The 24,795-nt window shown below is 65.0% G+C and carries 28 protein-coding genes and 2 tRNA genes; 21 read left to right on the plus strand and 9 right to left on the minus strand.

Annotated elements, in window-relative coordinates:
• Positions 1 to 142 precede the first annotated feature (142 nt).
• From CFE28_02025 to CFE28_02075, 11 genes are all read left to right on the plus strand, one after another.
• A tRNA-Leu gene (locus CFE28_02025) sits at positions 143 to 229 on the plus strand.
• Positions 230 to 279: 50 nt separating this feature from the next.
• Positions 280 to 897 (plus strand): ribonuclease D, encoded by a 618-nt coding sequence (locus CFE28_02030; protein ID OYU68877.1) that lies wholly within the window; start codon positions 280 to 282, stop codon positions 895 to 897.
• A 6-nt stretch (positions 898 to 903) separates the two neighbouring features.
• The gene (locus CFE28_02035) at positions 904 to 1,524 is read left to right on the plus strand and encodes a hypothetical protein (GenBank protein OYU68878.1); all 621 of its coding nucleotides are present in this window, start codon (positions 904 to 906) and stop codon (positions 1,522 to 1,524) included.
• 20 nt (positions 1,525 to 1,544) lie between these two features.
• Positions 1,545 to 2,147 (plus strand): organic solvent tolerance protein OstA, encoded by a 603-nt coding sequence (locus CFE28_02040; protein OYU68879.1) that lies wholly within the window; start codon positions 1,545 to 1,547, stop codon positions 2,145 to 2,147.
• A gap of 42 nt (positions 2,148 to 2,189) precedes the next feature.
• Positions 2,190 to 2,915 (plus strand): LPS export ABC transporter ATP-binding protein, encoded by a 726-nt coding sequence (gene lptB, locus CFE28_02045; GenBank protein ID OYU71512.1) that lies wholly within the window; start codon positions 2,190 to 2,192, stop codon positions 2,913 to 2,915.
• A gap of 69 nt (positions 2,916 to 2,984) precedes the next feature.
• On the plus strand, positions 2,985 to 4,493 hold the full coding sequence (locus CFE28_02050) for a sulfatase (protein OYU68880.1): 1,509 nt from the start codon (positions 2,985 to 2,987) through the stop codon (positions 4,491 to 4,493).
• Between the two features lie 129 nt (positions 4,494 to 4,622).
• Positions 4,623 to 5,474 carry an alpha/beta hydrolase gene (locus CFE28_02055; protein OYU71513.1) on the plus strand — a complete coding sequence of 284 codons (852 nt, stop codon included), beginning with the start codon at positions 4,623 to 4,625 and terminating at the stop codon, positions 5,472 to 5,474.
• Between the two features lie 67 nt (positions 5,475 to 5,541).
• On the plus strand, positions 5,542 to 7,593 hold the full coding sequence (locus tag CFE28_02060) for a peptidase S9 family protein (protein OYU68881.1): 2,052 nt from the start codon (positions 5,542 to 5,544) through the stop codon (positions 7,591 to 7,593).
• A gap of 103 nt (positions 7,594 to 7,696) precedes the next feature.
• The gene (gene rpoN, locus CFE28_02065) at positions 7,697 to 9,199 is read left to right on the plus strand and encodes an RNA polymerase sigma-54 factor (GenBank protein OYU68882.1); all 1,503 of its coding nucleotides are present in this window, start codon (positions 7,697 to 7,699) and stop codon (positions 9,197 to 9,199) included.
• Positions 9,200 to 9,254: 55 nt separating this feature from the next.
• A complete protein-coding gene (raiA, locus tag CFE28_02070; GenBank protein ID OYU68883.1) occupies positions 9,255 to 9,878 on the plus strand; it encodes a ribosomal subunit interface protein in 624 nt (207 codons plus the stop codon).
• An 88-nt stretch (positions 9,879 to 9,966) separates the two neighbouring features.
• On the plus strand, positions 9,967 to 10,434 hold the full coding sequence (locus tag CFE28_02075; protein ID OYU68884.1) for a transcriptional regulator: 468 nt from the start codon (positions 9,967 to 9,969) through the stop codon (positions 10,432 to 10,434).
• Between the two features lie 30 nt (positions 10,435 to 10,464).
• On the opposite strand, the gene CFE28_02080 is transcribed toward CFE28_02075, so the two are convergent.
• The 8 genes from CFE28_02080 to CFE28_02115 all read right to left on the minus strand — a co-directional run bounded on the left by CFE28_02080 (position 10,465) and on the right by CFE28_02115 (position 14,403).
• A complete protein-coding gene (locus CFE28_02080; protein OYU71514.1) occupies positions 10,465 to 10,785 on the minus strand; it encodes a hypothetical protein in 321 nt (106 codons plus the stop codon).
• 156 nt (positions 10,786 to 10,941) lie between these two features.
• Positions 10,942 to 11,199, minus strand: a complete 258-nt coding sequence (locus CFE28_02085) for a hypothetical protein (protein OYU68885.1) — start codon at positions 11,197 to 11,199, stop codon at positions 10,942 to 10,944.
• Positions 11,200 to 11,246: 47 nt separating this feature from the next.
• Positions 11,247 to 11,666, minus strand: a complete 420-nt coding sequence (locus CFE28_02090) for a heat-shock protein Hsp20 (protein OYU68886.1) — start codon at positions 11,664 to 11,666, stop codon at positions 11,247 to 11,249.
• A 98-nt stretch (positions 11,667 to 11,764) separates the two neighbouring features.
• Complete coding sequence (locus tag CFE28_02095; protein OYU68887.1) at positions 11,765 to 12,076, minus strand: hypothetical protein; 312 nt, start codon at positions 12,074 to 12,076, stop codon at positions 11,765 to 11,767.
• Positions 12,077 to 12,103: 27 nt separating this feature from the next.
• The gene (locus tag CFE28_02100; GenBank protein ID OYU68888.1) at positions 12,104 to 12,859 is read right to left on the minus strand and encodes a hypothetical protein; all 756 of its coding nucleotides are present in this window, start codon (positions 12,857 to 12,859) and stop codon (positions 12,104 to 12,106) included.
• Between the two features lie 388 nt (positions 12,860 to 13,247).
• Positions 13,248 to 13,466 carry a hypothetical protein gene (locus CFE28_02105; protein OYU68889.1) on the minus strand — a complete coding sequence of 73 codons (219 nt, stop codon included), beginning with the start codon at positions 13,464 to 13,466 and terminating at the stop codon, positions 13,248 to 13,250.
• Between the two features lie 250 nt (positions 13,467 to 13,716).
• Positions 13,717 to 13,792, minus strand: a tRNA-Ala gene (locus CFE28_02110).
• A gap of 134 nt (positions 13,793 to 13,926) precedes the next feature.
• Positions 13,927 to 14,403: a TIGR02300 family protein gene (locus tag CFE28_02115; GenBank protein OYU68890.1), complete on the minus strand. Its 477-nt coding sequence runs from the start codon at positions 14,401 to 14,403 to the stop codon at positions 13,927 to 13,929.
• 114 nt (positions 14,404 to 14,517) lie between these two features.
• On the opposite strand from CFE28_02115, the gene aroA reads away from it, so the two are divergent.
• The 10 genes from aroA (at position 14,518) to CFE28_02165 (ending at position 24,411) form a co-directional block, all read left to right on the plus strand.
• Positions 14,518 to 15,852, plus strand: coding sequence for a 3-phosphoshikimate 1-carboxyvinyltransferase (gene aroA, locus CFE28_02120; protein OYU68891.1), 1,335 nt, complete (start codon positions 14,518 to 14,520; stop codon positions 15,850 to 15,852).
• The gene (locus CFE28_02125) at positions 15,849 to 16,502 is read left to right on the plus strand and encodes a cytidylate kinase (protein ID OYU68892.1); all 654 of its coding nucleotides are present in this window, start codon (positions 15,849 to 15,851) and stop codon (positions 16,500 to 16,502) included. The genes aroA and CFE28_02125 overlap by 4 nt, the downstream gene beginning before the upstream one ends.
• Positions 16,503 to 16,678: 176 nt before the next feature.
• On the plus strand, positions 16,679 to 18,388 hold the full coding sequence (locus CFE28_02130) for a 30S ribosomal protein S1 (protein OYU68893.1): 1,710 nt from the start codon (positions 16,679 to 16,681) through the stop codon (positions 18,386 to 18,388).
• Positions 18,389 to 18,596: 208 nt separating this feature from the next.
• The gene (locus tag CFE28_02135) at positions 18,597 to 18,881 is read left to right on the plus strand and encodes an integration host factor subunit beta (GenBank protein OYU68894.1); all 285 of its coding nucleotides are present in this window, start codon (positions 18,597 to 18,599) and stop codon (positions 18,879 to 18,881) included.
• Positions 18,882 to 18,973: 92 nt separating this feature from the next.
• Positions 18,974 to 19,381, plus strand: a complete 408-nt coding sequence (locus tag CFE28_02140; protein OYU68895.1) for a large-conductance mechanosensitive channel — start codon at positions 18,974 to 18,976, stop codon at positions 19,379 to 19,381.
• Between the two features lie 56 nt (positions 19,382 to 19,437).
• Positions 19,438 to 20,082, plus strand: a complete 645-nt coding sequence (locus CFE28_02145) for a phosphoribosylanthranilate isomerase (GenBank protein ID OYU71515.1) — start codon at positions 19,438 to 19,440, stop codon at positions 20,080 to 20,082.
• An 11-nt stretch (positions 20,083 to 20,093) separates the two neighbouring features.
• A complete protein-coding gene (gene trpB, locus CFE28_02150; GenBank protein ID OYU68896.1) occupies positions 20,094 to 21,314 on the plus strand; it encodes a tryptophan synthase subunit beta in 1,221 nt (406 codons plus the stop codon).
• Positions 21,311 to 22,132, plus strand: coding sequence for a tryptophan synthase subunit alpha (locus tag CFE28_02155; GenBank protein OYU68897.1), 822 nt, complete (start codon positions 21,311 to 21,313; stop codon positions 22,130 to 22,132). The genes trpB and CFE28_02155 overlap by 4 nt, the downstream gene beginning before the upstream one ends.
• Positions 22,133 to 22,149: 17 nt before the next feature.
• On the plus strand, positions 22,150 to 23,073 hold the full coding sequence (locus tag CFE28_02160) for an acetyl-CoA carboxylase, carboxyltransferase subunit beta (GenBank protein OYU68898.1): 924 nt from the start codon (positions 22,150 to 22,152) through the stop codon (positions 23,071 to 23,073).
• Between the two features lie 18 nt (positions 23,074 to 23,091).
• Entirely contained in the window at positions 23,092 to 24,411 is a 1,320-nt protein-coding gene (locus tag CFE28_02165) for a bifunctional folylpolyglutamate synthase/dihydrofolate synthase (protein OYU68899.1), read from the plus strand.
• A 14-nt stretch (positions 24,412 to 24,425) separates the two neighbouring features.
• Here CFE28_02165 and trxA read toward each other — a convergent pair whose 3' ends face one another.
• A complete protein-coding gene (trxA, locus tag CFE28_02170) occupies positions 24,426 to 24,749 on the minus strand; it encodes a thioredoxin (GenBank protein ID OYU71516.1) in 324 nt (107 codons plus the stop codon).
• Positions 24,750 to 24,795 lie beyond the last annotated feature (46 nt).

Here is a 24,795-nt window from a genome sequence, read left to right on the forward strand (position 1 = left end):
CGAAAGGAGCGAAGACTGGCCCTGCGATAGACGATGCCGCCGTGCGCCGCAATCAGAGCGATGTGCGATACCGGTGATTGAGGCGTTGACCCGGGCAAGTGGGCGCCCTATGAACCGCCCCTCGCGCGATCCGGCGGATCGGGCCCAGGTGGCGGAATTGGTAGACGCGCTGGCTTCAGGTGCCAGTGGCTTAACGGCCGTGAAGGTTCGAGTCCTTTCCTGGGCACCATCCCTCTCTATAATGGAGGGGCGACTAACAGCGCCGGAGCGCAGCGAACCTTGCCGACCTACCAACATGAAGGCGATCTTCCCGCCGGCGTCTTCGCCGGGGTGACTTCTGTCGCCATTGATTCCGAGACCATGGGCCTCCGTCTTGGACGGGATCCCCTGTGTGTGGTTCAGCTTTCGGCGGGGGACGGAAACGCCCACGTGGTCCGGCTGAATCGGCCTGGCTATGATGCGCCCAATCTCAAGGCCCTGCTGACCGACCCGACGGTGACGAAGATCTTCCACTTCGGGCGGTTCGACATCGCCATGTTCCACCTCCATCTCGGCGTGGTGACGGCTCCGGTCTACTGCACCAAGATCGCCTCCAAGCTGGCCCGCACCTATACCGACCGGCACGGCCTGAAGGACGTTTCAAGGGAACTGCTGGGGGTCGACATGTCCAAGGCCCAGCAGAGCTCGGACTGGGGCGCCGCCGTCCTCAGCCCCGACCAGGTGGCCTATGCTGCCTCGGATGTCCTTCACCTGCACGCCCTGCGCACGCGCCTGGACGCCATGCTTGAGCGGGAAGGCCGGGACGGACTGGCCCGGGCCTGTTTCGAATTCCTGCCCCACCGCGCCCTGCTGGACGTGGCGGGCTGGGAAGACGTCGACATTTTTGCTCACGCCTAGGCCGTCGTGAGCCATACGGCCACACGCCCGGGGATTGAACCTCGCCACGACGTCTTTGAACGGTGGCGGCGGAGGTCACGACTGATTCGGCGGCTTCGGGTTCTGCTGCCCGCCGCCATCGGCCTGATCCTGATCGCCATGGCCGGGTTTGTGGTCCGCACGTCAATGCTGGGCGAGAAGGCCAAGCCTGTGGACACCCAGGCGCCGATCCAGCTGGTGAATCCCAGATTTGTCGGCCGCGACAACAAGGGCCGGGCCTTCGTCCTGACCGCCAGGACCGCAACCCGGGACCCGCAGGATTATCAAAGGGTCATCCTCAACACCCCTGCCCTGGTGCTCGACGAGGAAGGCGAAAATCCCATGCGGATTTCGTCAATGTCGGGCGTCTATCGCGAGGATGCGCGCATGCTCAGCCTTGAGGGCGACGTCAAACTCAATGGCGCTGATCTGAATTTCACCACGGCCAGCTCGATCTTCAATACGGCGACCGGAGAACTTGAGGGCGCCGGAGAGATTCAGGGCGTTGGACCGCTTGGAGAAATCATCGCAAAGTCCTATGGCGTGTACGACAAGGGTGATCGTCTGGTCTTCAAGGGCGGCGTTCATACCCGCGTTGATTCCAGGTAGGCGGGCGAGACGGACAGACAATGCAGATGAACAAGATCTCCCGATCGACCCTGCTGGCCGGGCTGGCCATGACCCTGGTTGCGGCAGGCCCCGCCAGCGCCCAGCTCGCCCAGAATTCCGATGCGCCCGTGGATATCTCGGCTGACCAGCTCGAAGTGGTGAACACCCAGTGCCTTGCGACCTATCGCGGCGCGGCTGAGGCCATGCAGGATACGGCGCGTCTGCGGGCCGAAGTCCTGAAAATCTTTTACAAGACCCGCCAGAAGCCGACCGGCCCCCAGACGTCAGCGGCCCAGGCGGCTGGCGCGACCGGGGCCATGGGGGGCAAGTGCGACAGCCAGCTGGATCGCATGGAAGCCATCGGCTCGGTCTATTATGTCACACCCCAACAGAGGGTCCGGGGGGACTCTGCGGTCTATGAGGCGGGCTCGGACACCCTTACCCTCACGGGCGACGTGATCGCGATTCAGGGCCAGAATGTCCTGCGCGGTTCGAAACTGGTGATCAGGATTTCCACCGGCGATGCGCAGATGCAGAGCGGCGGCAAGGGCAAGGGCGGGCGTGTGAGGACTGTGATCTATCCGAACCAGCAGCCGGCCGGCGCGGCCGCAGCCCCGCGCTGAGGAGCCGCCTTGCAACAAGATCGCTTTGAACCCCTCCCGGCCCTGGCCGGACAAGGGCTGGTGGTCGACAATATCGGCAAGGCCTTCCGTGGCCGGACCGTGGTCAAGGGTGTGACCCTGTCCCTCGGTCGGGGCGAGGTGCTGGGCCTGCTGGGTCCCAACGGCGCCGGCAAGACCACCTGCTTCTACATGATCACCGGCCTGATCCCCGCCGACTATGGCGCCATCTATCTGGACGGCGAGAACATCACCGCCCAGCCCATGTATCAGCGGGCCCGGATGGGCGTCGGCTATCTGCCGCAGGAGACCTCGATCTTCCGCGGCATGACGGTCGAGGAAAACATCATGGCTGTGGTCGAGTTGCGGGATTCCAGCCGGTCCTCCTCGCGGGCCACGGTCACCGGCCTGCTGGAAGAACTGCGGATCGACCACCTGCGCAAGTCGCCGGCGGTCTCCCTGTCAGGGGGTGAGCGTCGCCGGGTGGAAATCGCCAGGGCCCTGGCCAGCGAACCCTCCTTCATGCTGCTGGACGAGCCCTTCGCCGGCATCGACCCCCTGGCCATCGCCGACATCCGCGAGGTCATCGGCTATCTGAAGGCCCGGGGCATCGGCATTCTGATCACCGACCACAATGTCCGCGAGACCCTGGACATCATAGACCGCGCCGCCATCATCCATGCGGGCGAGGTCCTGTTCGAAGGCACTCCGTCCCAGATCGTCGATGATCCCGAAGTGCGCCGTGTCTATCTGGGCGAGCATTTCGGCTAGGGCCGCACTTGCGGCGTCGTCGCACTTGCCTTCCTATCCCACCCGAACGCCAGACCAGAGCGGGGGGACATGACCACAACACCCAAGAACGCCATCGTCATCCTGCTGGACAGCCTCAACCGGCACATGCTGGGCGCCTATGGCGGGACCGAGTTCGAAACCCCCAATCTCGACGCCCTTGCAAGGACCGCCACCCGGTTCGACAACCACCACACGGGCTCCCTGCCCTGCATGCCCGCCCGGCATGACATCCTGTGCGGCGCCCTGGATTTCCTGTGGCGGCCCTGGGGGTCGGTGGAGATCTGGGAAGACGCCATCACCTATGAACTGCGCAAGGTGGGGGTGGTCAGCCAGCTGATCAGCGACCATCCCCACCTCTTCGAGACCGGCGGCGAGAACTATCACTGCGACTTCTATGCCTGGGACTATCTCCGGGGCCATGAAGGCGACGCCTGGAAGACCCGGCCCGATCCCAGCTGGGCCGGCGCCCCGGGTTTTGGCCGCGGCCACATGCCCTATGATGACAGCCGCGGCTGGTTCACCGGCGAGGCCGACTTCCCCGGTCCCCGCACCATGTCGGCGGCGGCGAAGTGGATCGAGGACAATGCCGGTCACCACGAGCGGTTCTTCCTCTTCGTCGACGAATTCGATCCCCACGAGCCCTTCGACACCCCCGAGCCCTGGGCTTCGAAATACGACGCCGAATGGGAAGGACCCCACCTGATCTGGCCGCCCTACATGCAGGGCGCCATCGAGAAGGGGATTCTCACCGAACGCCAGGCCCGCCAGCTTCGCGCGTCATACGGCGGCAAGCTGTCCATGATCGATCACTGGCTGGGCAAGGTGCTCAAGGCCGTCGACGACAAGGGCCTGACCGACGACACCCTCGTGGTGATCTGCACTGACCACGGCCACTATCTCGGCGAGAAGGATATCTGGGGCAAACCCGGCGTGCCCATCTACAACACCCTGGGCCATGTTCCCCTGTTGATCCGGCATCCGGGGATTGCGCCGGGATCCTGCAACGCCCTGACCACCAGCGTCGACATCTACGCCACCCTGGCGGACATGTTCGGGGTCGGCGCCCGCCAGCGGACCCATGGCCGGTCCCTCCTGCCCCTGCTGCGGGGCGAGGCGACGTCGATCCGCGATCACCTGCTGACCGGGGTCTGGGGACGGGAAGTCCATCTGGTGACCTCGAACCACAAATACGCCCGGGGTCCCGTCGGCGCCAACGAGCCCCTGTCCATGATGTCCAACCGCTGGTCGACCATGCCGACCCACGTGGTGGACAAGCACATCGCCCTGCCCCTGCCCGACGACCGGGCCTTCCTGGACCGCATGCCGGGGTCCACGGTTCCCGTCATCCACCAGACCTTCGCCGCCGGCGATCCCATTCCCTTCTGGGCGCGGACCAAGCCGTCTGGCCACCACCTGTTTGACCGGCATGAGGATCCTGACGAAGACAGGAACCTGGCCGGAACCCCGATCGAAGCCGATCTGGCCGATCAGCTTCGCGCCGCCCTCATCGAGATCGAAGCGCCGAAGTCGCAACTTCAGCGCCTTGGCCTGCAATAAGTCCGGAGACATCAGTTCATGCGTAGGCTTGTCATCGCCATCACCGCCGCCCTAGCCCTGGGCGGCTGCGCCAAGGACCTGCCCTATGCAGATCTCAAGGCCAAATACGCCACTCCCGCTTCGCGGTTCATGGCCCTGCAGGACGGCGTGGGCGTCCACTATCGAGACCAGGGCAAGGCCGATGGCCAGCCCATTGTCATGGTCCACGGCTTCTCGGCCAATCTGGACGCCTGGGAGCCCTGGGTCGGCCAGCTGGGCTCTGACTACCGGATCATCACCCTGGACCTGGCGGCCCATGGCCTGACTACGGTTCCCGAGGGCTATCAGGTCTCCACCGAAGGCCAGGTGGCCATCGTCGATCAACTGACCCGGGCGCTGAAGGTGGATCACTTCGTCCTGGCCGGAAATTCCATGGGCGGCGGGGTTTCGTGGAACTACGCCCTGGCCCATCCGGAGCGGGTGAGGGCCCTGGTCCTGGTGGACTCCGTCGGTCTGCCGCCGCCCCCCAAGGCGGGTGAAAAGCCCAAGGGCGATGGTCCGCCCCTGGTTTTCATGATCATGCGCAGCTCCATGGGTCGCGCCATCCTCAAACAGATCAATCCCCGTCCCCTGGCGGAGAAGGGCCTCAAGCAGGCCTATGTGGATGCCTCCCTGGTCACGCCTGCCCTGGTGGACCGTTATGCCGACCTGGCCCTGGCGCCGGGACACCGGGAGCTTCTGATGTCCGGCAGGCCGGCGCCGAGGACGCCGGTGACCCTGGCGACCTTCCAGGCCATCAAGGCGCCGACCCTGGTCCTGCACGGCGAGGTGGACACGGTCATTTCGGCGGATGCCGGCAAGGCCCTGGCCGCCGCCATTCCGGGCGCCAAGCTGATCCTCTATCCCGGGGTTGGCCACGTTCCCATGGAGCAGATCCCGGAAAAATCCGCCGCTGATGTCCGCGCCTTCCTGTCAGGTCTTCCGCCGACGGCCAAACCCTAGCCGTTCCGACACCCGGCCGTCCGTGCATCATGGACGGCAAACCACACAGCGTTCCGAGAGAGATCCCATGCGCGCACTACTTCTGGCCTCCGTCGCCTGCTGCCTTCTGACCCTGCCCGCTGCTGCAGCGCCGGCCGAGGCGCGGGATCCGAACTTCACCGGGCGCGACCTGTTTGGCCTGCAGTCGGCCACCGATCCCCAGTTCCGCCCGGATGGCGGACAGATCGCCTATGTGCGGATCAGCAATGACATCATGACCGACAAGGCCCGCCGGACCATATGGCTGGCCGACCCGAAGACCGGCGCCCAGACGCCGCTGGCGACCGAAGACGGGGGCGCTGTCTCGCCCCGGTGGTCCCCCGACGGCCAGAAGCTGGCCTATCTGGCCCTGACCCCCAAGGGCGCCCAGCTGACCGTCCGCTGGATGGCCAGCGGCCGTTCCGCCCGGGTGGCCAGCCTGGACCAGGCCCCGGGCGCCATTACCTGGTCGCCGGACGGCAAGACCCTGGCCTTCACCCTGCTCACCCCTGATGCCGCCGCCACCCTGGGCGCCGCCCCGGCGAAGCCCGAAGGCGCGGAGTGGGCGGCCCCGCTGAAGGTCGAGACCCGGGTCACCTTCCGGGCCGATGGGGAAGGGGTCCTCACCCCCGGCTATGCCCACATATTCACGGTCTCCGCCGACGGCGGCGCCCCCCGCCAGCGGACCTTCGGCAAGTTCGACGATTTCGGACCCCTGAGCTTCTCGCCGGATGGCAGGTCCCTCTATTTCGCGGCCAACCGGCAGCCGGGCTGGGAGCGGGACCCCAATGAGTCGGAAGTCTTCCGCCTTGATCTCTCCGACGATTCCATCACCCCCCTGACTAAACGGGTCGGTCCCGACCAGTCGCCCCAGGTCTCCCCCGACGGCAGGCAGGTGGCCTATGTGGGCTATGACGACGCCCGGAAGCGCGGTTATGAGAACCAGCGCCTCTATGTGATGGACGCCGATGGACTCAACAGCCGGGTCCTGACCGGCGACTTCGACCGATCGGTCGCTTCGCCCAGCTGGAGCGCCGATGGGCGCAGCATCCATGTGATCTTCGATGACCACGGGACCAACAAGGTCGCCAGGGTTGGCCTGGACGGCAAGCGGACCGTGGTGGCCCAGGGCCTGATGGGGTCAGACTTTGACCGGCCCTACAGCGGCGGCGACTACAGCCTGGCCCGCAATGGCGCCCTTGCGATCACCATGGGCGACTCCACCCGCCCGGCGGATCTCGGCGTTGTTCAGGCCGGCGCCACGCGGCGGTTGACCGACCTCAATGGCGACCTGCTGTCGGGCAAGACCCTGGCCAGGGCCCAGCCCATGGTCGTCCCCTCATCCTTTGACCAGAAGCCCATCGAAGCCTGGCTGCTGACCCCGCCGAAGTTTGATCCGGCGAAGAAATACCCCCTGGTTCTCGAGATCCACGGCGGACCCTTCTCGGCCTATGGCCCCAACTTCTCGGCGGTGGACCAGCTCTACGCCGCCGCGGGCTATCTGGTGGTCTATTCGAACCCCCGGGGGTCCACCTCATACGGCGAGGTTTTCGCCAACGAGATCGACCGCAACTATCCCAGCCATGACTATGACGACCTGATGAGCGTGGTCGACGCGGTGATCGCGAAAGGATCCGTCGACACCAACCGCCTCTATGTCACGGGCGGGTCCGGCGGGGGCGCGCTCACGGCCTGGATTGTCGGCAAGACCAACCGCTTCGCCGCCGCCGCCACCCAGAAGCCGGTGATCAACTGGGCCAGCCAGGTCCTGACCACCGACGGCTATGCCTTCATGGGACCCTACTGGTTCGGCAAGGCGCCCTGGGAGGACCCCCAGGGCTACTGGGCCCGTTCCCCCCTGTCCCTGGTGGGCAATGTGAAGACGCCAACCATGGTGGTTGTGGGCGAAAATGACCTGCGAACGCCAGACAGCGAGGCCGAGCAATACTATGCGGCCCTGCAGCTGAGAGAGGTGCCCACCGCCCTGGTGAAGCTGCCCGGCGCCAGCCATGGGGGCTATGCTTCGCGGCCTTCCCAGTCGGCCGCCACGACGGCGGCCATCATCGCCTGGTTCGAAAGGTACAAGACGCCCCCCAAATAAATGGGCGGTATTCCGCGCTTTCTCAGAAACCGCGCCGGTCATTAACCAACTGGTGGGGTTCGGCCTCTAGCTTGATACGCAAGAAACAGGCCAGGAGGGCGTTTTGGCGCTCGGTGCGCGATTAGAGCTACGTCAAGGGCAGGGGTTGGTCATAACCCCCCAACTGCAACAGGCCATCAAGCTGTTGCAGCTCTCCAACATGGAGCTTGAGGCCTTCGTCGAGGGCGAGCTCGAACGCAATCCCCTGCTCCAGAGGGACGAGCGCGAATCAGAGGGCGACCGCGAGGCCGTCGCCGAGACGCCAGCCTCGGACGGCGAAACCTACGCCCTGGACGAGGTGCCGGTCGGCGGCGCCGAAGGCGCCATGGACGTCACCTATGAGTCCGAGGGCTCCCGCGGCGAGCACGCCACGGGCGATGCGTCTGAAGCCATGCACGCCGGCGGCGCCATTGACTGGTCCAAGGCCGGCTCTGGCGGCAGCTTCGAAGACACTGACGATTTCGAGCAGAGGCTCTCACACGACAAGACCCTGGCTGAACACCTGCAGGACCAGTTGCTGGTCGCAGGCTTTGGCGGGGTTGAACTGGCCGCCGCCACGGTCCTGACCGACAGCGTCGACGAGGGCGGCTATCTGCGCTGCGATCTGGCCGAGACCGCCGAGCGCCTGGGCTGCGACCTCACCTTCCTCGAAGACATTCTGCGCATGCTCCAGCGCTTCGAGCCGGTGGGCGTCTATGCCCGCGACGTGCGCGAATGCCTGATGCTGCAGTTGCAGGACCGCAATCGCTGCGACCCGGCCATGGTGGCCCTCCTGGACAATCTGGAACTGGTAGCCCGCCGTGACATGGCCGGCCTGCGCAAGGCCTGCGGCGTCGACGACGAAGACCTGCGCGAGATGATCGCCGAGCTGAAGGCCCTGACGCCGCGCCCTGGCGCAGCCTTCGGCGGCGAGCCCAGCCAGCCTGTGGCGCCCGACGTCTTCGTCCGCGAGGGCCTGGGCGGCATGTGGCATGTGGAGCTGAACTCCGACACCCTGCCGCGCCTGCTCATCGACCAGCGCTATCACGCCCGGGTCAGCACCGGCGCAAGGACCGAGCAGGAAAAGGTCTTCGTGGCCGACTGCATGGCCAGCGCCAACTGGCTGGTGAAGAGCCTGGACCAGAGGGCCAAGACCATCCTCAAGGTCGCCTCGGAAATCGTCCGCCAGCAGGACGGCTTCCTGGCCTATGGGGTCGAACACCTGCGTCCCCTGAACCTCAAGACCGTGGCCGACGCCATCGGCATGCACGAATCCACGGTCAGCCGGGTGACCTCGAACAAGTACCTGGCCACGCCCAGGGGCATGTTCGAGCTGAAATTCTTCTTCACCTCGGCCATCCAGTCGTCCGAAGGCGGCGAGGCTCATTCCGCCGAAGCCGTCCGTCACCGGATCCGTCAACTTATCGAGAGCGAGAAGATCGCCGCCGACGTCCATTCCGACGACGCCCTGGTGGATATCCTCAAGGATACCGGGGTCGATATCGCCCGGCGCACCGTGGCCAAGTACCGCGAGGCCATGCGGATTCCCTCGTCCGTGGACCGCCGCCGCCTGCTCAAACAAGCCTGAGTTACCGCCTCTACAAGTCCTTGACAGGGCCTGCGGATAGGCGCGCACTCCCCCCATGCAAGTACAAGTCTCCGGCAAGCATGTCGCCGTCGGGGAGGCCCTGCGTGAGCGGGTCACCGACGAAATTTCGAGTTCGATCGCCAAGTATTTCGAGCGTGGCGGTTTCGCAGATGTGGTGGTCAGCAAGGAGGGACACTCCTTCCGCGTGGACTGCTCCGTTCATCTGGATTCAGGGCAACACCTGGAAAGTCATGGCCTGGGCCCGGACGCCCATGGCGCCTTCGACGTGGCCCTGGGCAAGATCGAGACCCGGGTCCGCCGCTACAAGCGACGCCTGAAGAGCCATTCGGTGGCCGCCAGCGCCAAGGCGGCCGAAACCGCCGCCTATTTCGTCATCCGCGCCCCCGAAGATGAGGACGACGATATCTGGGATGAACCCGACGCCCTGCCGGTCGGCCCGGCCGTGCCCAGCGGTCTGATCATCGCCGAGACCGAGCGGGAAATCCGCACCATGACTGTTTCTCAGGCGGTGCTGGACCTGGACCTGACTGAATCTCAAACAATCGTGTTCAGGAACGCCGCGCACGGCGGATTGTCTGTGGTATATCGCCGCCCCGACGGGAACATCGGCTGGATCGACCCCGAGCGCACCAAGCCGTCAAGCGGTAAGGGAGCCTAGGTCACAGGCGGAATTCCGCCTGTCATCAAGGTGTCTCCGACGGTCGCTAACTGGGCCCGGCCGTTTGCGTAAGGCGTAACGAGTTAAGATGATTTTTTCGGAAGTACTGGATCTGGCCGCCATAGCGCCCCGCGCGACGGCGACCGACAAGCGTCAGGTCCTGGCCCTGATCTCAGACATCGCCGCCCGCAATTTCGGCCTCGACGCCGGCATGATTCTCGACGCCCTGGCGGAACGGGAACAGGCGGGATCGACAGGGCTTGGTCGGGGCGTTGCTGTGCCTCACGCCCGTCTGGAGGGCCTTTCCCGCATGCGGGCGGTCTTCCTGCGCCTGGAGCATCCGGTGGACTTTGCGTCCGTGGACGATCAGCCGGTGGACCTGGTCTTCGCCCTGTTTTCGCCGGAAGGTCAGGCCGGTTCGGTCCACCTGCAGGGCCTGGCCCGGATTTCCCGCCTCATGCGTCAGAAGGATCTGCGCGAACAGCTGCGCCAGTCCCGGGCCGCCGAGGCCATCCGCGCCCTTCTGGTCCAGGACCAGCGCCAGACGGCGGCCTGAGACCTTTCGGCCCAGACCGCCGACTTCAGGCTATTTGCGGGGGGGCGGGGTAACGATCACCGTCGTGTCGCCCGCAGCGCCGGTCTTTCCCGTATCGCCGGTTGCGCCGGTATCGCCCATGGCGCCGGTCTGGCCAGTCGCGCCGGCATAGCCGGTGGCGCCAGAATCTCCCGTTGCGCCCGTTGCGCCTTCAACGCCGGTCGCACCTGTGGCGCCAGCCGGGCCGGGAGGCCCGACCACAACAACCGCCGGGGCGGGTTCTGCGGCAGGCGCGGCCACCGGGGCAGGGTTGTTGCAGGCCGTCAGGGCCAAGGCAGCGGCCGCGAGGGCCGCCGAAGCAAGATATTTCATGGTCGCGTTTCCTGTGTCCGCCGCCCGGATGCGGGCGAGCTGATCCAATGTTGGGTCGCCCCCCGGCGGTATGGCCGGAGGAAGATAACGGCCAGGGGCTGACCGCCATCATCTGATCACAACAGGTGGCGCGGGTTTGGGTTCCGCTCCGGAGCCCTAGTGGACTGAAACCGGCGCCAGTTCGTGGGCCAGGGCCGCGGCGACCGCCGCGTCCCGGTCTTCCAGCACGGCCAGCCGCTCGCCATCGGCCCGGTGGACCGCATAGAGGATCTGGTCAGGGCGCAGGTCATAACCCTCGACACGTCCGGTCGGGGTCGAGGCCAGGATTTCGGCGCCCATCACCGGGCGCACATAGACCAGGTTAGGACCGCCAAGGGCGGCCAGATCCTGGGGGGAAAGGGTAATCTGGGTCATCTTGGGCGTCACAGGACCACCTCCAAAAATCTCGAAATCAGGCCGGATCAGCCGGCCGTCTGAATGGGTATCTGCCGCACCAGCCGGGCGGGCTCGGGCCGGATCAGGTCGATGTGCAGCAGGCCGTGCTCCAGCAGGGCGGCCGAAACCTCCATGCCGTCGGCCAGGACAAAGGCGCGGACAAAACCGCGGGCGGCGATTCCACGGTGCAGGTAGGCGTCTTCGGTCTTGCCCCCGTCATCCCGGCGACCGGCTATGGTCAGCTGACGGTCCTCCAGGGTCACCTGCAGGGTCTGGGGGGTGAAGCCCGCCACAGCCAAAGTGATCCGCAGGGCGCCTTCGCCCCGGTCTTCCACATTATAGGGGGGATAACTTTCCGCCGCCGCCTTGGCGGCCCGTTCGGCCAGCAGCCTTGTATGCTCGAAACCGAGCAGGAAGGGGCTGTCGAACACCATGGTCCTGTTCATTGCAAAGAGTCCTCGCACCTCAAGCGACTCGCCGGACCCCCGCCCGAAACCGGCGCGGCGACACGACAGACCCTAGGTGGGGTGCGAGGGGAGGGGATTCAAGCGGGGGGCTTTTTCGCCTCAGCCGGCTGATCAAAGAAAGCCTGCCGCCTTCGACTTTTCAGCTTGGCCTGACGGCGAGACAGCCGATCCAATCCTCGGGCCGCCGCCCCTGCGGCAAGAAAAACGAGCGCAAGAGCCCCAAAGGCAAGAGCTCTCCTGACAGTGATCTGCCCGGTCGCGAGACCGCCGATCGCCGCATAGGCGCAAACACCCGCGCCAAAGGTCGACCAGATCGTCATCAACAAAGCCGCTCCGGGATACATGCCCCAGTACCCTAGGTTTTCGACGGTCTCGTCATCGAGCTTCATTTGAGCCTCATCTTCGAAGCGGGCGATCTAGGGGGCTACGCTGTAGGTGACTATGATTTGGGCAGAAGTCAGGACGGGCTCAGGGTTCATAACTACGGGGACAGGTGGCGGCATAATTGCCATAGCGACCGGAGAGTCCATTAGTGGTGCGGTCACGTTATCGCTGAAGCCGTAGTCTTCGGTTGCTCGGTCCCTCACGTTCAGCAATGGACCAAGGTGCATCCCCGCGCCCTCAGCAATTGCGAGCGCCTTGCTGCGCGCGTTTGAAAGGGCATTTGTGAGCGCCTGCCTTTGTGCATCCGTCGGGTCGCGAAGGCTGAAACGATACAGGTTGGCATTTTCACCCCCGAGACGGACGGCTAGACCAAGTACGGTTCCAGCTTCGGTGGGTGGCGAAATCTCAGCCGTCATCTCCATGGTAGCCAAGTAGCCGCTCACCGCACAGGCCCCGGCGGAAAGACGCGATCGTCCGTCGCCTTCAGGGTCACAATTCGCCGCTCTCACTGCTGTGACGTTCAGCTTGCTGGTCGCTATCGTCAGTTTTGCTTTGGTAATGGCCGAAATGCCACGGATCACAGCGTCAGACTTTTTCACGAGATTTGTCGTCGCGATATCTGGGCTAGCCCCTTCGCCTCGAAGGTCAAAGGTCGCCGTCGCTATATCTGGAGGAGTTCGGACCTCGCCGTAGCCCGTCACGACAATACTCCCTGGGTCGGCGAAGGCTTTCGAAAAGCAAGAGAGTGCCGCCAACATTGTTAGCGAAATGATTGCCCCTTGCCTCATCACAGTCTCCCTCAAGCGCCCCGTATAATTCCCGGGAGGCTAGGCCTATCTTGTTGGCATAGCTAGCTATCGATGCGGACCACAAGCTGAGTTATATCTCGCCTACAACTTGGATTGCCGTTCCGCTAAGTTCAGCTTTTCCGTCGCTGTTTTGGAAGGCGATTACAGTTCGCTACCTATTCGGAGAGCGTCGGAAATCCTGGAGTGCGCGCGTCATTTTGGAGGAGGTATGCAGTCGTTACTTCGGTTTCTTATCGCGGCCTGCCTGTTGATGTCTGCCGCCTCTCATACTGATGCGGCTACGCCTGCAGCGATGGTGGAGTCAGTCACCTTCCAGACCGAACCGCCACCGTTTTGCGGTAGGTGCGATACGATCAAATTCGTCGCCTCACCGGACGGTCGCGTCCAAATTGAGCGGGGCCATTAGGGGGGCAGCTATCAGGATTGGCGGATCAAAAGGCAAACCCTGCAAGTGACCCCAGAGCAATTTACTCGATTTCGGGAAGTCTTGGCGCCCTTTAGGCCCGAGCGCGAGCTCCTGTTGAATGATCGACCGCCATGTACGACGTTTGACCCTGATCAGGGTGGGGTCAGCGTACTCTGGCATGGTGCTGGAGGTGACGCTCGACTGACATTCAATCGAGGTTGCGAATGGGGAGCTAGGACCGCATTGGTCCGGGCGCTTGAAGCTGCCCCTTCTATTCTGGGGTTGGAAACACCGGACTGGTGATTGTCGCTCGTCGGACCGGTCCAACGGTCCCATTCCCTCGGTCGGGCGCAGACTGAGCGGCAGGATCGCCTCAGACTATCAACACCCCAAATGGAAACGGCCGCTTCCTCGTCGGAAGCGGCCGTTATGGTGGAGCTAAGCGGAGTCGAACCGCTGACCTCTTGAATGCCATTCAAGCGCTCTACCAGCTGAGCTATAGCCCCGAAAATTCGGGTTCCTGGCCTTGGAGGGTTTGGCCTCCGCCGCGAAGAGCGCGGAACCTAGTCTGACAGTTGTCCGGGATCAAGCCCGCCGTCACTGAAAAATCACACAGGGACGGCGGGGTTGATTCTGACGTCTATCGGTCTTCTTCGCCCTCGCCGGGCAGGCCGTCGATTTCGGTGTCGACAAAGTCGTCCTCATCGTCGTCTTCCAGGAAGGGCACGTCGGAGTCTTCGTCGTCGTCCAGGTCGTCGTCTTCCTGGAAACCGGCCAGTTCGTCTTCCGGCGCGGCGACGGGCTCGCCATCCTCATCGTCGTCGTCCACGGCCAGGATCGGCTCGTCAATGACGGCGTCCAGTTCCGGAGTGACGACCTCTTCTTCTTCCTCATCCTCCGCGTCGGGATTCTTGCCGCGGACCTGGGCTTCCTGATCGTCATCAAGATCGTGGTCGACGGGGGTGGCGCGGGCGCGGACACGGCGGCTGCGGACGGCTTCGTCCGGGTCAAACTCGTGGGCGCATTTCGGGCAGTGGGCCGGGCGTTTGGTCAGGTCGTAGAACTTAGCCTGGCAGTTGGGGCAAATTTGCTTTGCGCCCAGTTCGGGAATAGCCAAGGAGCGGGCCTCTGAGGCGGGTGTGAATTGGAGCCGGCTCACTTGCCACGGGCAGGCGCCGCTGTCAAAACCCAATCCCTTTTCCAAGCCCTTACGCCCTCAAAAGGAGCCGCCATGACCTCGCCCGGACTGACCGCACGCCGCGGCGGGCCTCTGACGGGTCGGGTCCGCGCCCCCGGCGACAAGTCGGTTTCCCACCGCGCCCTGATCTTCGGCGCCCTGGCGCAGGGCCTGACCGAGATCGAGGGCCTGCTGGAGGGCGAGGATGTCCTGCGCTCGGCCGCCGCCATGCGGGCCTTCGGGGCCGAGGTCGAGCACCTGGGCGTCGGCCGCTGGCGGGTGGTGGGCAAGGGCGGCTTTTCCGAGCCTGCCGACATCATAGACTGTGGAAACGCCGGCACCGGGGTGCGGCTGATCATGGGGGCTGCGGCGGGCTTTGACCTGGCGGTCAGCTTCACCGGTGACGCCTCCCTGCGCGGCCGCCCCATGAACCGGGTGATGAAGCCGCTCTCTGAGATGGGCGCGAAGTTCCTGGGCCGGTCCGGCGGGCGCCTGCCCCTGACGCTGAAAGGCGGCGATCTGCGGCGCATCGAATACCGCCTGCCAGAGCCCTCGGCCCAGGTGAAGTCGGCGGTCCTGCTGGCCGGCCTGCACGCAGCGGGCGGGGCGGCGGTGCTGGAGCCCGAGCCCACCCGCGACCATACCGAGCGCATGCTGCGCGGCTTCGGCGCCCGGGTGGATGTGGTCGACCGCGACGGTGTCCGGCATATCGATCTGGCCGGCGGTCAGAAGCTGACGGGAACGAAGATCCTGGTCCCCGGCGATCCCTCCTCGGCGGCCTTCCCCATTGTGGCGGCCCTGATCACCCCGGGTTCCGAGGTGACGGTGGAAGGGGTCATGCTCAACCCCCTGCGCACCGGCCTCTTTACGACGCTGAAGGAAATGGGCGCCGACCTGACCATAGAGAACATCCGCGATGAGAGCGGCGAGCCGGTGGGCGATATCACCGCCCGGTATTCGGCCCTGGCAGGCGTGGACGTGCCCCCCGAGCGGGCGCCGTCTATGATTGACGAGTATCCGATCCTGGCCGTGGCCGCGGCCTTTGCAACAGGCGTAACCCGCATGACCGGCATTGGCGAAATGCGGGTCAAGGAGAGCGACCGGATCGCCCTGATGGCGGCGGGGCTGAGCGCCTGCGGCCTCGGCGTCGAGGAAGAACCCGAGGGCCTGACCGTCGTCGGCTCCGGCGGCGGCAATCATCCTGCGGCCGGCGGGGCCCAGGTGGTCACCAGGGGCGATCACCGCATCGCCATGTCCCATCTGGTCATGGGTCTGGCGGCTGATGGGCCGATCACTGTGGATGAGCCCGGCATGATCGCCACCAGCTTCCCCGGTTTTGTCGAAATGATGCGCGGCCTGGGCGGAGAACTGGCCGGAGAGCAGGGTTGAGGCCGCCCTTCGTCATCGCCGTCGACGGGCCCGCCGCCTCGGGCAAGGGGACGATCTCCAGCGATCTCAGCCTGCACTATGACCTGCCCATGCTGGACACCGGCCTGCTCTACAGGGCGGTGGGGGTGATCCTGAAGCGCCAGGGCGGTGATCTGGATGATGCGGCGGCGGCGGCCCGGGTCGCCCGGGACCTGCAGGCCGGCGATCTGGACGATGATGACTTCCGCACCCGGGAAGCCGGAGAGTGCGCCAGCCGGGTGGCTGTGCATCCCGCCGTCCGCGCCGCCCTTCTGGACCTGCAGCAGGTCTTCGCCCGGCGAACGGAGGGATCGGTGATTGACGGCCGGGATATCGGTACGGTGATCGCCCCGGAAGCGCCGGCCAAACTCTATGTGACCGCAGATCCCGAAGTCCGCGCCGAGCGCCGTTTCAAACAGCTGAAAGGTCGTGGCGAGGACGTCACCTTCCGCGAAATCCTCGAGGATATCCGCCGCCGGGATGCGCGCGACGGCGGCCGCAGCGACGCCCCGATGATCCAGGCGCCCGACGCGGTCTTGCTCGATACGTCGCAAATGACTATAGAGCGCGCCACCGATGCGGCCCGCCGCATTGTCGAGGCGGCGCGCGCGCGCTGGGAAATTTCCCGGTAAGCAAATCCAACCGCGCCTTTCCCTCGGTCGCCGCGGGCAAATTCAAACCGCGCAGGTCCGCCTGCGCCTTCGGTTGCAACCCTTAACCCGACGCCGGGATTCCGTTCGACCGCCATGTGCGGCTCGGATCCTTTCCCTTTTTCCTGAAGGGGCGTCACAGAAGATGAAAGACCCAAATGGCTGACGATATGAGCCTCAGTCCCTCCCGGGACGATTTCGCCTCCCTCCTCGACGAGTCCATGGGCGGCCGTGACTTCATGGAAGGTCAGGTTGTCAAAGGCATCGTGGTCGGAATCGAAAAAGATTTCGCCATCATCGATGTCGGGCTGAAGACCGAAGGCCGGATCTCCGTGAAGGAATTCGGCGTTGATGAGTCCGGTGAAAGCCCGATCAAGATCGGCGCCACTGTCGAAGTCTTCCTCGAGCGCGTTGAAAACGCCATGGGCGAAGCCGTCATCAGCCGCGACAAGGCCCGCCGCGAAGAGGCCTGGACCCGTCTGGAAGTCGTGCACGAGCGCAACGAGCCGGTTATGGGCACCATTGTTGGCCGCGTGAAGGGCGGCTTCACCGTCGACCTCGGCGGCGCCTCGGCCTTCCTGCCGGGCAGCCAGGTGGACATTCGTCCGGTCCGCGACGTCGGCCCGCTCATGGGCAAGGAACAGCCCTTCGCCATCCTCAAGATGGACCGTCCCCGCGGCAATATCGTCGTGTCCCGCCGCGCCATCCTGGAAGAAGCCCGCGCCGAGCAGCGCACCGAACTTGTCGGCCAGCTGGTCGAGGGTGAAGTCCGTGACGGCGTCGTCAAGAACATCACCGATTACGGCGCATTCGTTGACCTGGGCGGCATTGACGGCCTCCTGCACGTCACCGACATGAGCTGGAAGCGCGTCAATCACCCCAGCCAGGTCCTGGCCGTGGGCGACACCGTCAAGGTCCAGGTCGTCAAGATCAACCCCGACACCCAGCGCATCTCGCTCGGCATGAAGCAACTGCAGTCCGACCCCTGGGACGGCGTGGAAGCCAAGTACCCAGTCGGCGCCAAGTTCACGGGCCGCATCACCAACATCACCGACTACGGCGCATTTGTTGAGCTGGAAGCCGGCGTTGAAGGCCTGGTCCACGTGTCCGAAATGTCCTGGACCAAGAAGAACGTCCACCCCGGCAAGATCGTCTCGACCTCCCAGGAAGTCGACGTGGTCGTGCTGGACGTCGATCCGTCCAAGCGTCGCGTCTCCCTGGGCCTCAAGCAGGCCATGGACAATCCCTGGGATGCCTTCATCGCGGCCAACCCGGTGGGTTCGACCGTCGAAGGCGAAGTCAAGAACGCCACGGAATTCGGCCTGTTCATCGGTCTGGAAAACGACATCGACGGCATGGTCCACCTGTCCGACCTGGACTGGAACGTTCCTGGCGAAGAAGCCATCGCCAAGTATCACAAGGGCGAAATGGTCAAGGCCCGGGTGCTGGACGTCGACGTCGAGAAGGAGCGTATCTCCCTCGGCATCAAGCAACTGGCCGGCGATCCGATGGCTGGCGAGGCCTTCCGCAAGGGCCAGACCGTCACCGTCACTGTCACCGAGATCACCTCGGGCGGCATTGAAGTGAAGTTCGGCGATGACGAAGCCCCGATGACGGCCTTCGTCCGCAAGTCCGACCTGTCCCGCGACCGTGCGGACCAGCGTCCGGAACGCTTCGCCGTGGGTGACCGCGTCGACGCCCAGGTGACCACGGTCGACAAGGCCGCCCGCAAGGTGTCGGTCTCGATCAAGGCCCTGGAAATGATCGAAGAGAAGGAAGCCATCGAGAAGTTCGGGTCCTCGGACTCCGGCGCTTCCCTGGGCGACATTCTTGGCGCCGCCCTGCGCGAAAAGGCGCAGAAGGACTAGGCCTCAGCTGCGTCGCCCCGGCGGCGCATCCGAAGCACGAAATACCGCAGCGGGTCCGGAGACGGGCCCGCTGCTTTCGTTTCAGGGGCGCCCAAACGGCCAGCTGACACCACGAAAATTCGCAAGTGTCGCAAGACATGAGGTTTTTCGGGTTGATCATCAATCAGGACTCGACCATGTTCCGCCAACCCCGCAACCGGATTCTGGCATGATCAAATCGGAACTCATCGCTCAGCTCGCGCAGGAAAATCCGCATCTGACCCAGCGTGATATCGAGCGGGTGGTGGGGGTAATCCTTGAGCGGATGATCAAGGCCCTCGAAGATGGCGGCCGCGTAGAGCTCCGGGGCTTTGGCGCCCTCTCCATCCGGTCCAGGGATGCCCGGTCGGGCCGCAACCCGCGCACGGGCGAGTCCGTTGATGTCCGCGCCAAGCATGTGCCCTTCTTCAAGAGCGGCAAGGAACTGCGCGAGCGGCTCAACGCCGACGAATAGATCTGACCCTCAAATCAGGCCTTCAGCCCCGGGCTTGACCCGACCTCAGGTATCATAGGACATAGCGCCCAGTTTTCTGGGGAGAGAGTGCTATGGGTATCGCAAGTGAATTCAAGGAATTCATCGCCAAGGGCAATGTGATCGATCTGGCCGTCGGCGTGGTCATCGGTGCGGCCTTCGGTGACATCACCAAGAGCCTGGTGGACAAGGTTGTCATGCCGCCCATCGGCCTGCTGCTGAGCGGCGTCGATTTCTCGGAACTGAAGATCGTCCTCAAGGAGGCGGATCCGGTGACCAAGGCCGCAGAAGTGGCCATCCAGTACGGCGCCTTCATCAATACGGTGATCCAGTTCGTGATCATCGCCTTCGTTGTCTTCATGCTGGTCAAGGTTGCGAACACCATTCGCCGCAAGGAAGCCGAGGCCCCCGCCGCGCCAGCGGCCCCGACGGCCGATCAGGTCCTGCTGAGTGAAATCCGCGACCTTCTGAAGAAGGGCTAGGCCTGTACCGCCGTCTGGCCCTTGCGGTCAGACGGCGCAGTCCCCTAATGGCGGCCATGACTGCGACCGCGAAGATCTGTGGGATTTCCACGCCCGAGACCGTGCAGGCCGTCCTGGTGGGGGGCGCCAGCCATATCGGCTTCAACTTCTTCGAAAAAAGCCCCCGCTTCGTTTCGCCGGAACTGGCGGCCCGCCTGGCCCAGCCCCTCCGCCAGACCAATGTGAAGGTCTGCGCCATCACGGTCGATCCGGATGACGCCCTGGTCGACCAGTTGGCGACCATACTGAGACCGGATTTCATCCAGCTGCACGGCAAGGAATCCCCGGCCCGTGTCCGGGAGATCGGCCAGCGCTCAGGCCTGGGCGTCATCAAGGTCATACCGGTCACGGAAGCCCGTGATGTCGACCTGGCCGGCGACTATGAGAGCCTGGTCGACCATCTGATGTTCGAGGGCAAACCGCCCAGGGACGCCACCATGCCTGGGGGTGTCGGCGCCCGGTTTGACTGGACCCTGATGGCCGGACGTCGCTTTGCGCGCCCCTGGTTCCTGGCCGGTGGCCTCGACCCCTGGAATGTGGCCGAGGCGATCTCCCGGTCCCAGGCGCCAATTGTCGATGTTTCTTCTGGCGTGGAGCGCGGACCCGGACTAAAGGACGCCTCCTTGATCACGGCGTTTATTGAGGCCGTGCGCCGCGCCTAGGTGCTGTTCCAGTGACTCTCCCCGTCCCGCCTAACGACTATGCCGCCTATCCTGATGCTTCCGGTCGCTTCGGCGATTATGGCGGGCGTTACGTGCCCGAAACCCTCATGCCCCTGGTGCATGAACTGGACGCCGCCTATCGCGCCGCCAAGGCCGATCCGGCCTTCCAGGCCGAGCTGTCCGGCTTCCTGAAGCACTATGTGGGCCGGCCCTCGCCCCTCTATTACGCCGAGCGCCTAACCGAGCATTTCGGCGGCGCTAAGATCTATCTCAAGCGCGAAGAGCTGAACCACACCGGCTCGCACAAGATCAACAACTGCATGGGCCAGATCCTTCTGGCCCGGCGCATGGGCAAGACCCGGATCATCGCCGAGACCGGCGCCGGTCAGCACGGGGTCGCCAGCGCCACGGTCTGCGCCCGGTTCGGCCTGCCCTGCATCGTCTATATGGGCGCGGTGGACGTTGAGCGTCAGAAGCCCAATGTGTTCCGGATGAACCTGCTGGGCGCCCAGGTCGAGGCTGTGACCTCTGGCTCGGCCACCCTGAAGGACGCCATGAACGAGGCCCTTCGCGACTGGGTCACCAATGTCCACGATACCTATTACATGATCGGCACGGCGGCCGGCATGCACCCCTATCCGGAAATGGTCCGGGACTTCCAGTCGGTGATCGGCAAGGAAACCCGTGAGCAAGTCCTGGAAGTCGAAGGCCGTCTCCCCGACGCGGTGGTCGCCTGCGTCGGCGGCGGGTCCAACGCCATCGGCATCTTCCATCCCTTCCTGAATGACGAGACTGTCAGGCTCTACGGGGTCGAGGCCGCCGGCGAGGGCATGGACACCGATCGTCATGCTGCAGCCATCAATGGCGGCCAGCCCGGCGTCCTCCATGGCAACATGACCTATCTGCTGCAGGACCGCGAAGGCCAGATCACCGAGGCCCACTCCATCTCGGCCGGCCTCGACTATCCCGGCATCGGGCCCGAGCACTCCTGGCTGCACGATGTGGGCCGCGCCAGATACCTGACCGCGACCGACCAGGAGTCCTTGGACGCCTTCAAGCTCTGCGCTGAACTGGAGGGTATTCTGCCCGCCATCGAATCCGCCCACGCCCTGGCGCGACTGCCCGATGTGGCCAAGGAGGTCGGCAAGGGCGGGATTGTCGTGCTCAACCTGTCCGGCCGCGGGGACAAGGACGTCGCCACCGTCGCCGCCCATCTGGGACGCAGCATTTGACCAAGGCCCGTATCGAAGCCCGCTTCGCCGACCTGAAGGCTGCGAACCGCGCCGCCTTCGTCACCTATGTCATGGCCGGCGATCCGGACTATGCGACCTCGCTGCAGATCGTGAAGGGCCTGCCGGGCGCAGGCGCTGACCTCATCGAGATCGGCTTTCCCTTCTCCGATCCCATGGCTGAGGGCCCGCCCATCCAGCGGGCCGCCCTGCGCGCCCTGGACAAGGGCATGACCCTGGCCCGGACCCTCGAACTGGTGGCCGAATTCCGCAAGGGCGACCAGACCACCCCGATCATCATGATGGGCTATGCCAATCCCCTGGTGCGCTGGGGCTTCGCCGCCTTTGCCCGGGACGCCGCAGCGGCCGGGGTTGATGGCCTGATCGCCGTGGACATTCCGCCGGAGGAAGCCGAGCCCCTGGCCGACGCCCTCGACGCCGCCGACTTGTCCCTGATCCGGCTGGCCACGCCGACTTCGGACGATGAGCGGCTCAAGATCGTGATCCGGCGCACATCAGGCTTTGTCTATTATGTCTCCGTCGCCGGTGTGACCGGGGTCAAGGAAGCCGAAGCAGACGTCGTCGCGCCCCATGTCGCCCGGGTCCGCGCCGCCTCCGGTTTGCCTGTTTCCGTGGGCTTTGGCATCAAGACGCCCGAGCGCGCCGCCGCCATTGCGCGGGTGGCCGATGGGGTCGTGGTGGGCTCGGCCCTGGTCGATGAGGTCGCCGCCGCCCTGGCGGTCAACGAAAGCGTGACCGCCCGGGTCCTTTCCAAAGTCGAATCCTTGGCTAAGGCTATATCTTCCGCGCGCGGCAACTAGCACGGTGCAACCACCCTATGGCGATGGCTGAACAGCGAAACGACAAACCCTCAAAGCCGACCTCCGCCCGCGAACGCGGCGGCTGGCTGGCCAAGATCGCCCCTGGCGTCCGCAATCTCGTGGCCAAGCGGGAAGCGCCGGAGAATCTCTGGGTGAAATGCCCTGACACCGGGGAGATGCTCTATCGCCCGGATCTGGAAGCCGCCCTGTGGGTGACGCCGTCGGGCAGCCATATGCGGATCGGCGCGGGCATGCGCCTGCGCTTCACCTTTGACGACGGCAAGTACGAGAAGATCTCCTCGCCGGTGGTGGTGGAAGACCCCCTCAAGTTTCCCGACGACAAGCCCTACCCCGAGCGCCTGAAGGCGGCCCGCAAGGCCACCGGCGAGCAGGACTCCATGGCCATCGGCTTTGGCAAGATCCGGGGCCAGGACGCTGTGGTCGTGGTCCAGGACTTCGCCTTCATGGGCGGTTCCCTGGGCATGGGCGCCGGCGAGACCTTTGTGAAGGCCGCCCAGGAGGCGGTGAAGCGCAAGGTTCCCTTCGTGATCTTCTCGGCCTCCGGCGGCGCCCGCATGCAGGAGGGCACCCTGGCCCTCATGCAGATGGCCCGCACCACCCTGGCCCTGAACGAAGTCAAGAGCGCGGGCCTGCCCTATGTGGTGGTGCTCACCGACCCCACCGCCGGCGGCGTCACCGCCTCCTACGCCATGCTGGGGGATGTGCATCTGGCCGAGCCCAACGCCCTGGTGGCGTTCTCGGGGCGCCGGGTCATCGAGCAGACCATCCGTGAAGTCCTGCCCACCGGCTTCCAGCGGGCGGAATTCCTGCTGGAGCGGGGCATGATAGACAAGGTGGTGACCCGGGCCGACATGCCCGATGTCCTGGCTTCGATCCTCAAGACCCTGATGATGGGACGCTCGCGTTCAAGAGCCGCCTGACTTTCAACGGATTTCCAGATGTATGACCCCATCCGCGCGTCGGACGCGGTCATTGCGCGCCTGCGGGCCCATCACCCGACCCTGATCGACCTGACCACGGGCCGGGTGGAACGCCTGCTGGCGGCCCTTGGTCACCCCGAAAGCCGCCTGCCGCCGGTCATCCATGTGGCGGGGACCAATGGCAAGGGCTCCACCGTGGCCTTCATGCGCGCCATTGCCGAAGCGGCGGGTCTGCGGGTCCATGTGATCACCTCGCCCCACCTGGTGCGGTTCGCCGAGCGGATCCGGCTGGCGGGCAAGCTGATCACGGACGACCAGATTTCCGATCTCATCACCCGGATCGAGGCGGCCAATGAGGGCCAGCCCATCAGCTTCTTCGAGTTCACCACGGTCCTGGCCTTCCAGGCCTTCGCCGAGACTCCCGCCGATCTATGCCTGGTTGAGGTCGGTCTGGGCGGCCGGTTCGACGCCACCAACATCTTCGACGCCCCGGCGGTCAGCGTCATCACCCCGGTGGACTATGATCATCTGGAAATGCTGGGTCCCGAGCTTTCAAAGATCGCCTGGGAAAAGGCCGGAATCATCAAGGCCGGTCGGCCGGTGGTGGTCGCCCGCCAGATGGAAGAGGGCGAAGCCGTCATCCTGGCTGAGGCGGAGTCCCTGAATGCGCCCCTCAGCCTCATGGGCCGGGACTTCGACGCCTGGGAGGCCAATGGCCGCCTTCTGGTCCAACTGGAGGACCGCCTCCTGGACCTGCCCAGGCCCAGCCTGGCCGGCGCGCATCAATTCGCCAATGCCGGTCTGGCCGTCGCGGCGATCGCCGCCCTCAATGATCCTCGGATCGACGATGACGCCTTTGCCACGGGGGTAGCTTCCGCCGTCTGGCCAGCCAGGTTCCAGAGGTTGACGGCAGGGCCCCTGGCGGACATGGCCAGGGCGCGGGGCGCAGATGTCTGGCTGGATGGCGGTCACAATCCCCATGCCGGTGTGGCTTTGGCCGAAGCGGCCGGCCGGCTGGTGGCGCGGGACCCGAGGCCCCTGGTGCTGATCAGCGCCATGTTCGCTCGCAAGGACGCCCGCGGCTTCTTCGCGCCCTTTGCGCCCCTTGGGCCCAGGGTGATCTCGACCACCTTCGACTCAGAGACCGCGGCGAGCGCCGCTGAGATTGACGAGGCGGCGCGGGCGGCTGGACTTCAGTCCGAGGCAGCGCCCAATGTGACTGAGGCGCTGGAGCGCGCCCTTTCGGTCGACGGTCCAGCGCCCCATGTCCTGATTTGCGGCGGGCTGCATTTCGCCGGCGAGGTCCTCGCCATGAGCGAGGAGACCTGGCCCGCCTGATCTGAAAGGTCAGATCAGATTCCGGCTTCGTTCAGCCACTCGACGATCTTCTGCTTGGGCATGGCGCCCACCTTCATGGAGGCCATCTGGCCGTCCTTGAACAGCATCATGGTCGGAATGCCGCGCACGCCATAGCGGGAGGGTGTGGAAGGGCTGTCTTCGATGTTGAGCTTGACCACAGTCACCTGTTCGCCAAGTTCCTCGGAGATCTGCTCCAGGGCCGGGGCGATCTGCTTGCAGGGGCCGCACCATTCGGCCCAGAAGTCGACCAGAACTGGCTTGCTGGATTGAAGGACGTCCTTTTCGAAGGATTCGTCGGTGGTCGCGACCGTGCTCATGAAGCGCTCCTTGTGACGCCGACTCGCATCATGCGGCGGCGATGGC

Source organism: Alphaproteobacteria bacterium PA2, assembly GCA_002256425.1.
Lineage (GTDB): Bacteria > Pseudomonadota > Alphaproteobacteria > Caulobacterales > Caulobacteraceae > Phenylobacterium.

Excerpts from the sequence above, each read along its gene's own strand:
- CFE28_02080 (OYU71514.1), bottom strand. The coding sequence starts at position 10,785 with ATGAAATATCTTGCTTCGGCGGCCCTCGCGGCCGCTGCCTTGGCCCTG.
- CFE28_02105 (OYU68889.1), bottom strand. The coding sequence starts at position 13,466 with ATGCCAGAGTACGCTGACCCCACCCTGATCAGGGTCAAACGTCGTACA.
- CFE28_02040 (OYU68879.1), top strand. The coding sequence starts at position 1,545 with ATGCAGATGAACAAGATCTCCCGATCGACCCTGCTGGCCGGGCTGGCC.
- CFE28_02075 (OYU68884.1), top strand. The coding sequence starts at position 9,967 with ATGATTTTTTCGGAAGTACTGGATCTGGCCGCCATAGCGCCCCGCGCG.
- CFE28_02100 (OYU68888.1), bottom strand. The coding sequence starts at position 12,859 with ATGAGGCAAGGGGCAATCATTTCGCTAACAATGTTGGCGGCACTCTCT.
- CFE28_02140 (OYU68895.1), top strand. The coding sequence starts at position 18,974 with ATGGGTATCGCAAGTGAATTCAAGGAATTCATCGCCAAGGGCAATGTG.
- CFE28_02135 (OYU68894.1), top strand. The coding sequence starts at position 18,597 with ATGATCAAATCGGAACTCATCGCTCAGCTCGCGCAGGAAAATCCGCAT.
- CFE28_02050 (OYU68880.1), top strand. The coding sequence starts at position 2,985 with ATGACCACAACACCCAAGAACGCCATCGTCATCCTGCTGGACAGCCTC.
- CFE28_02055 (OYU71513.1), top strand. The coding sequence starts at position 4,623 with ATGGCCCTGCAGGACGGCGTGGGCGTCCACTATCGAGACCAGGGCAAG.
- aroA (OYU68891.1), top strand. The coding sequence starts at position 14,518 with ATGACCTCGCCCGGACTGACCGCACGCCGCGGCGGGCCTCTGACGGGT.
- CFE28_02145 (OYU71515.1), top strand. The coding sequence starts at position 19,438 with ATGACTGCGACCGCGAAGATCTGTGGGATTTCCACGCCCGAGACCGTG.
- CFE28_02085 (OYU68885.1), bottom strand. The coding sequence starts at position 11,199 with ATGACCCAGATTACCCTTTCCCCCCAGGATCTGGCCGCCCTTGGCGGT.
- CFE28_02165 (OYU68899.1), top strand. The coding sequence starts at position 23,092 with ATGTATGACCCCATCCGCGCGTCGGACGCGGTCATTGCGCGCCTGCGG.
- CFE28_02160 (OYU68898.1), top strand. The coding sequence starts at position 22,150 with ATGGCGATGGCTGAACAGCGAAACGACAAACCCTCAAAGCCGACCTCC.
- CFE28_02095 (OYU68887.1), bottom strand. The coding sequence starts at position 12,076 with ATGAAGCTCGATGACGAGACCGTCGAAAACCTAGGGTACTGGGGCATG.
- CFE28_02090 (OYU68886.1), bottom strand. The coding sequence starts at position 11,666 with ATGAACAGGACCATGGTGTTCGACAGCCCCTTCCTGCTCGGTTTCGAG.
- raiA (OYU68883.1), top strand. The coding sequence starts at position 9,255 with ATGCAAGTACAAGTCTCCGGCAAGCATGTCGCCGTCGGGGAGGCCCTG.
- CFE28_02130 (OYU68893.1), top strand. The coding sequence starts at position 16,679 with ATGGCTGACGATATGAGCCTCAGTCCCTCCCGGGACGATTTCGCCTCC.
- trxA (OYU71516.1), bottom strand. The coding sequence starts at position 24,749 with ATGAGCACGGTCGCGACCACCGACGAATCCTTCGAAAAGGACGTCCTT.
- CFE28_02060 (OYU68881.1), top strand. The coding sequence starts at position 5,542 with ATGCGCGCACTACTTCTGGCCTCCGTCGCCTGCTGCCTTCTGACCCTG.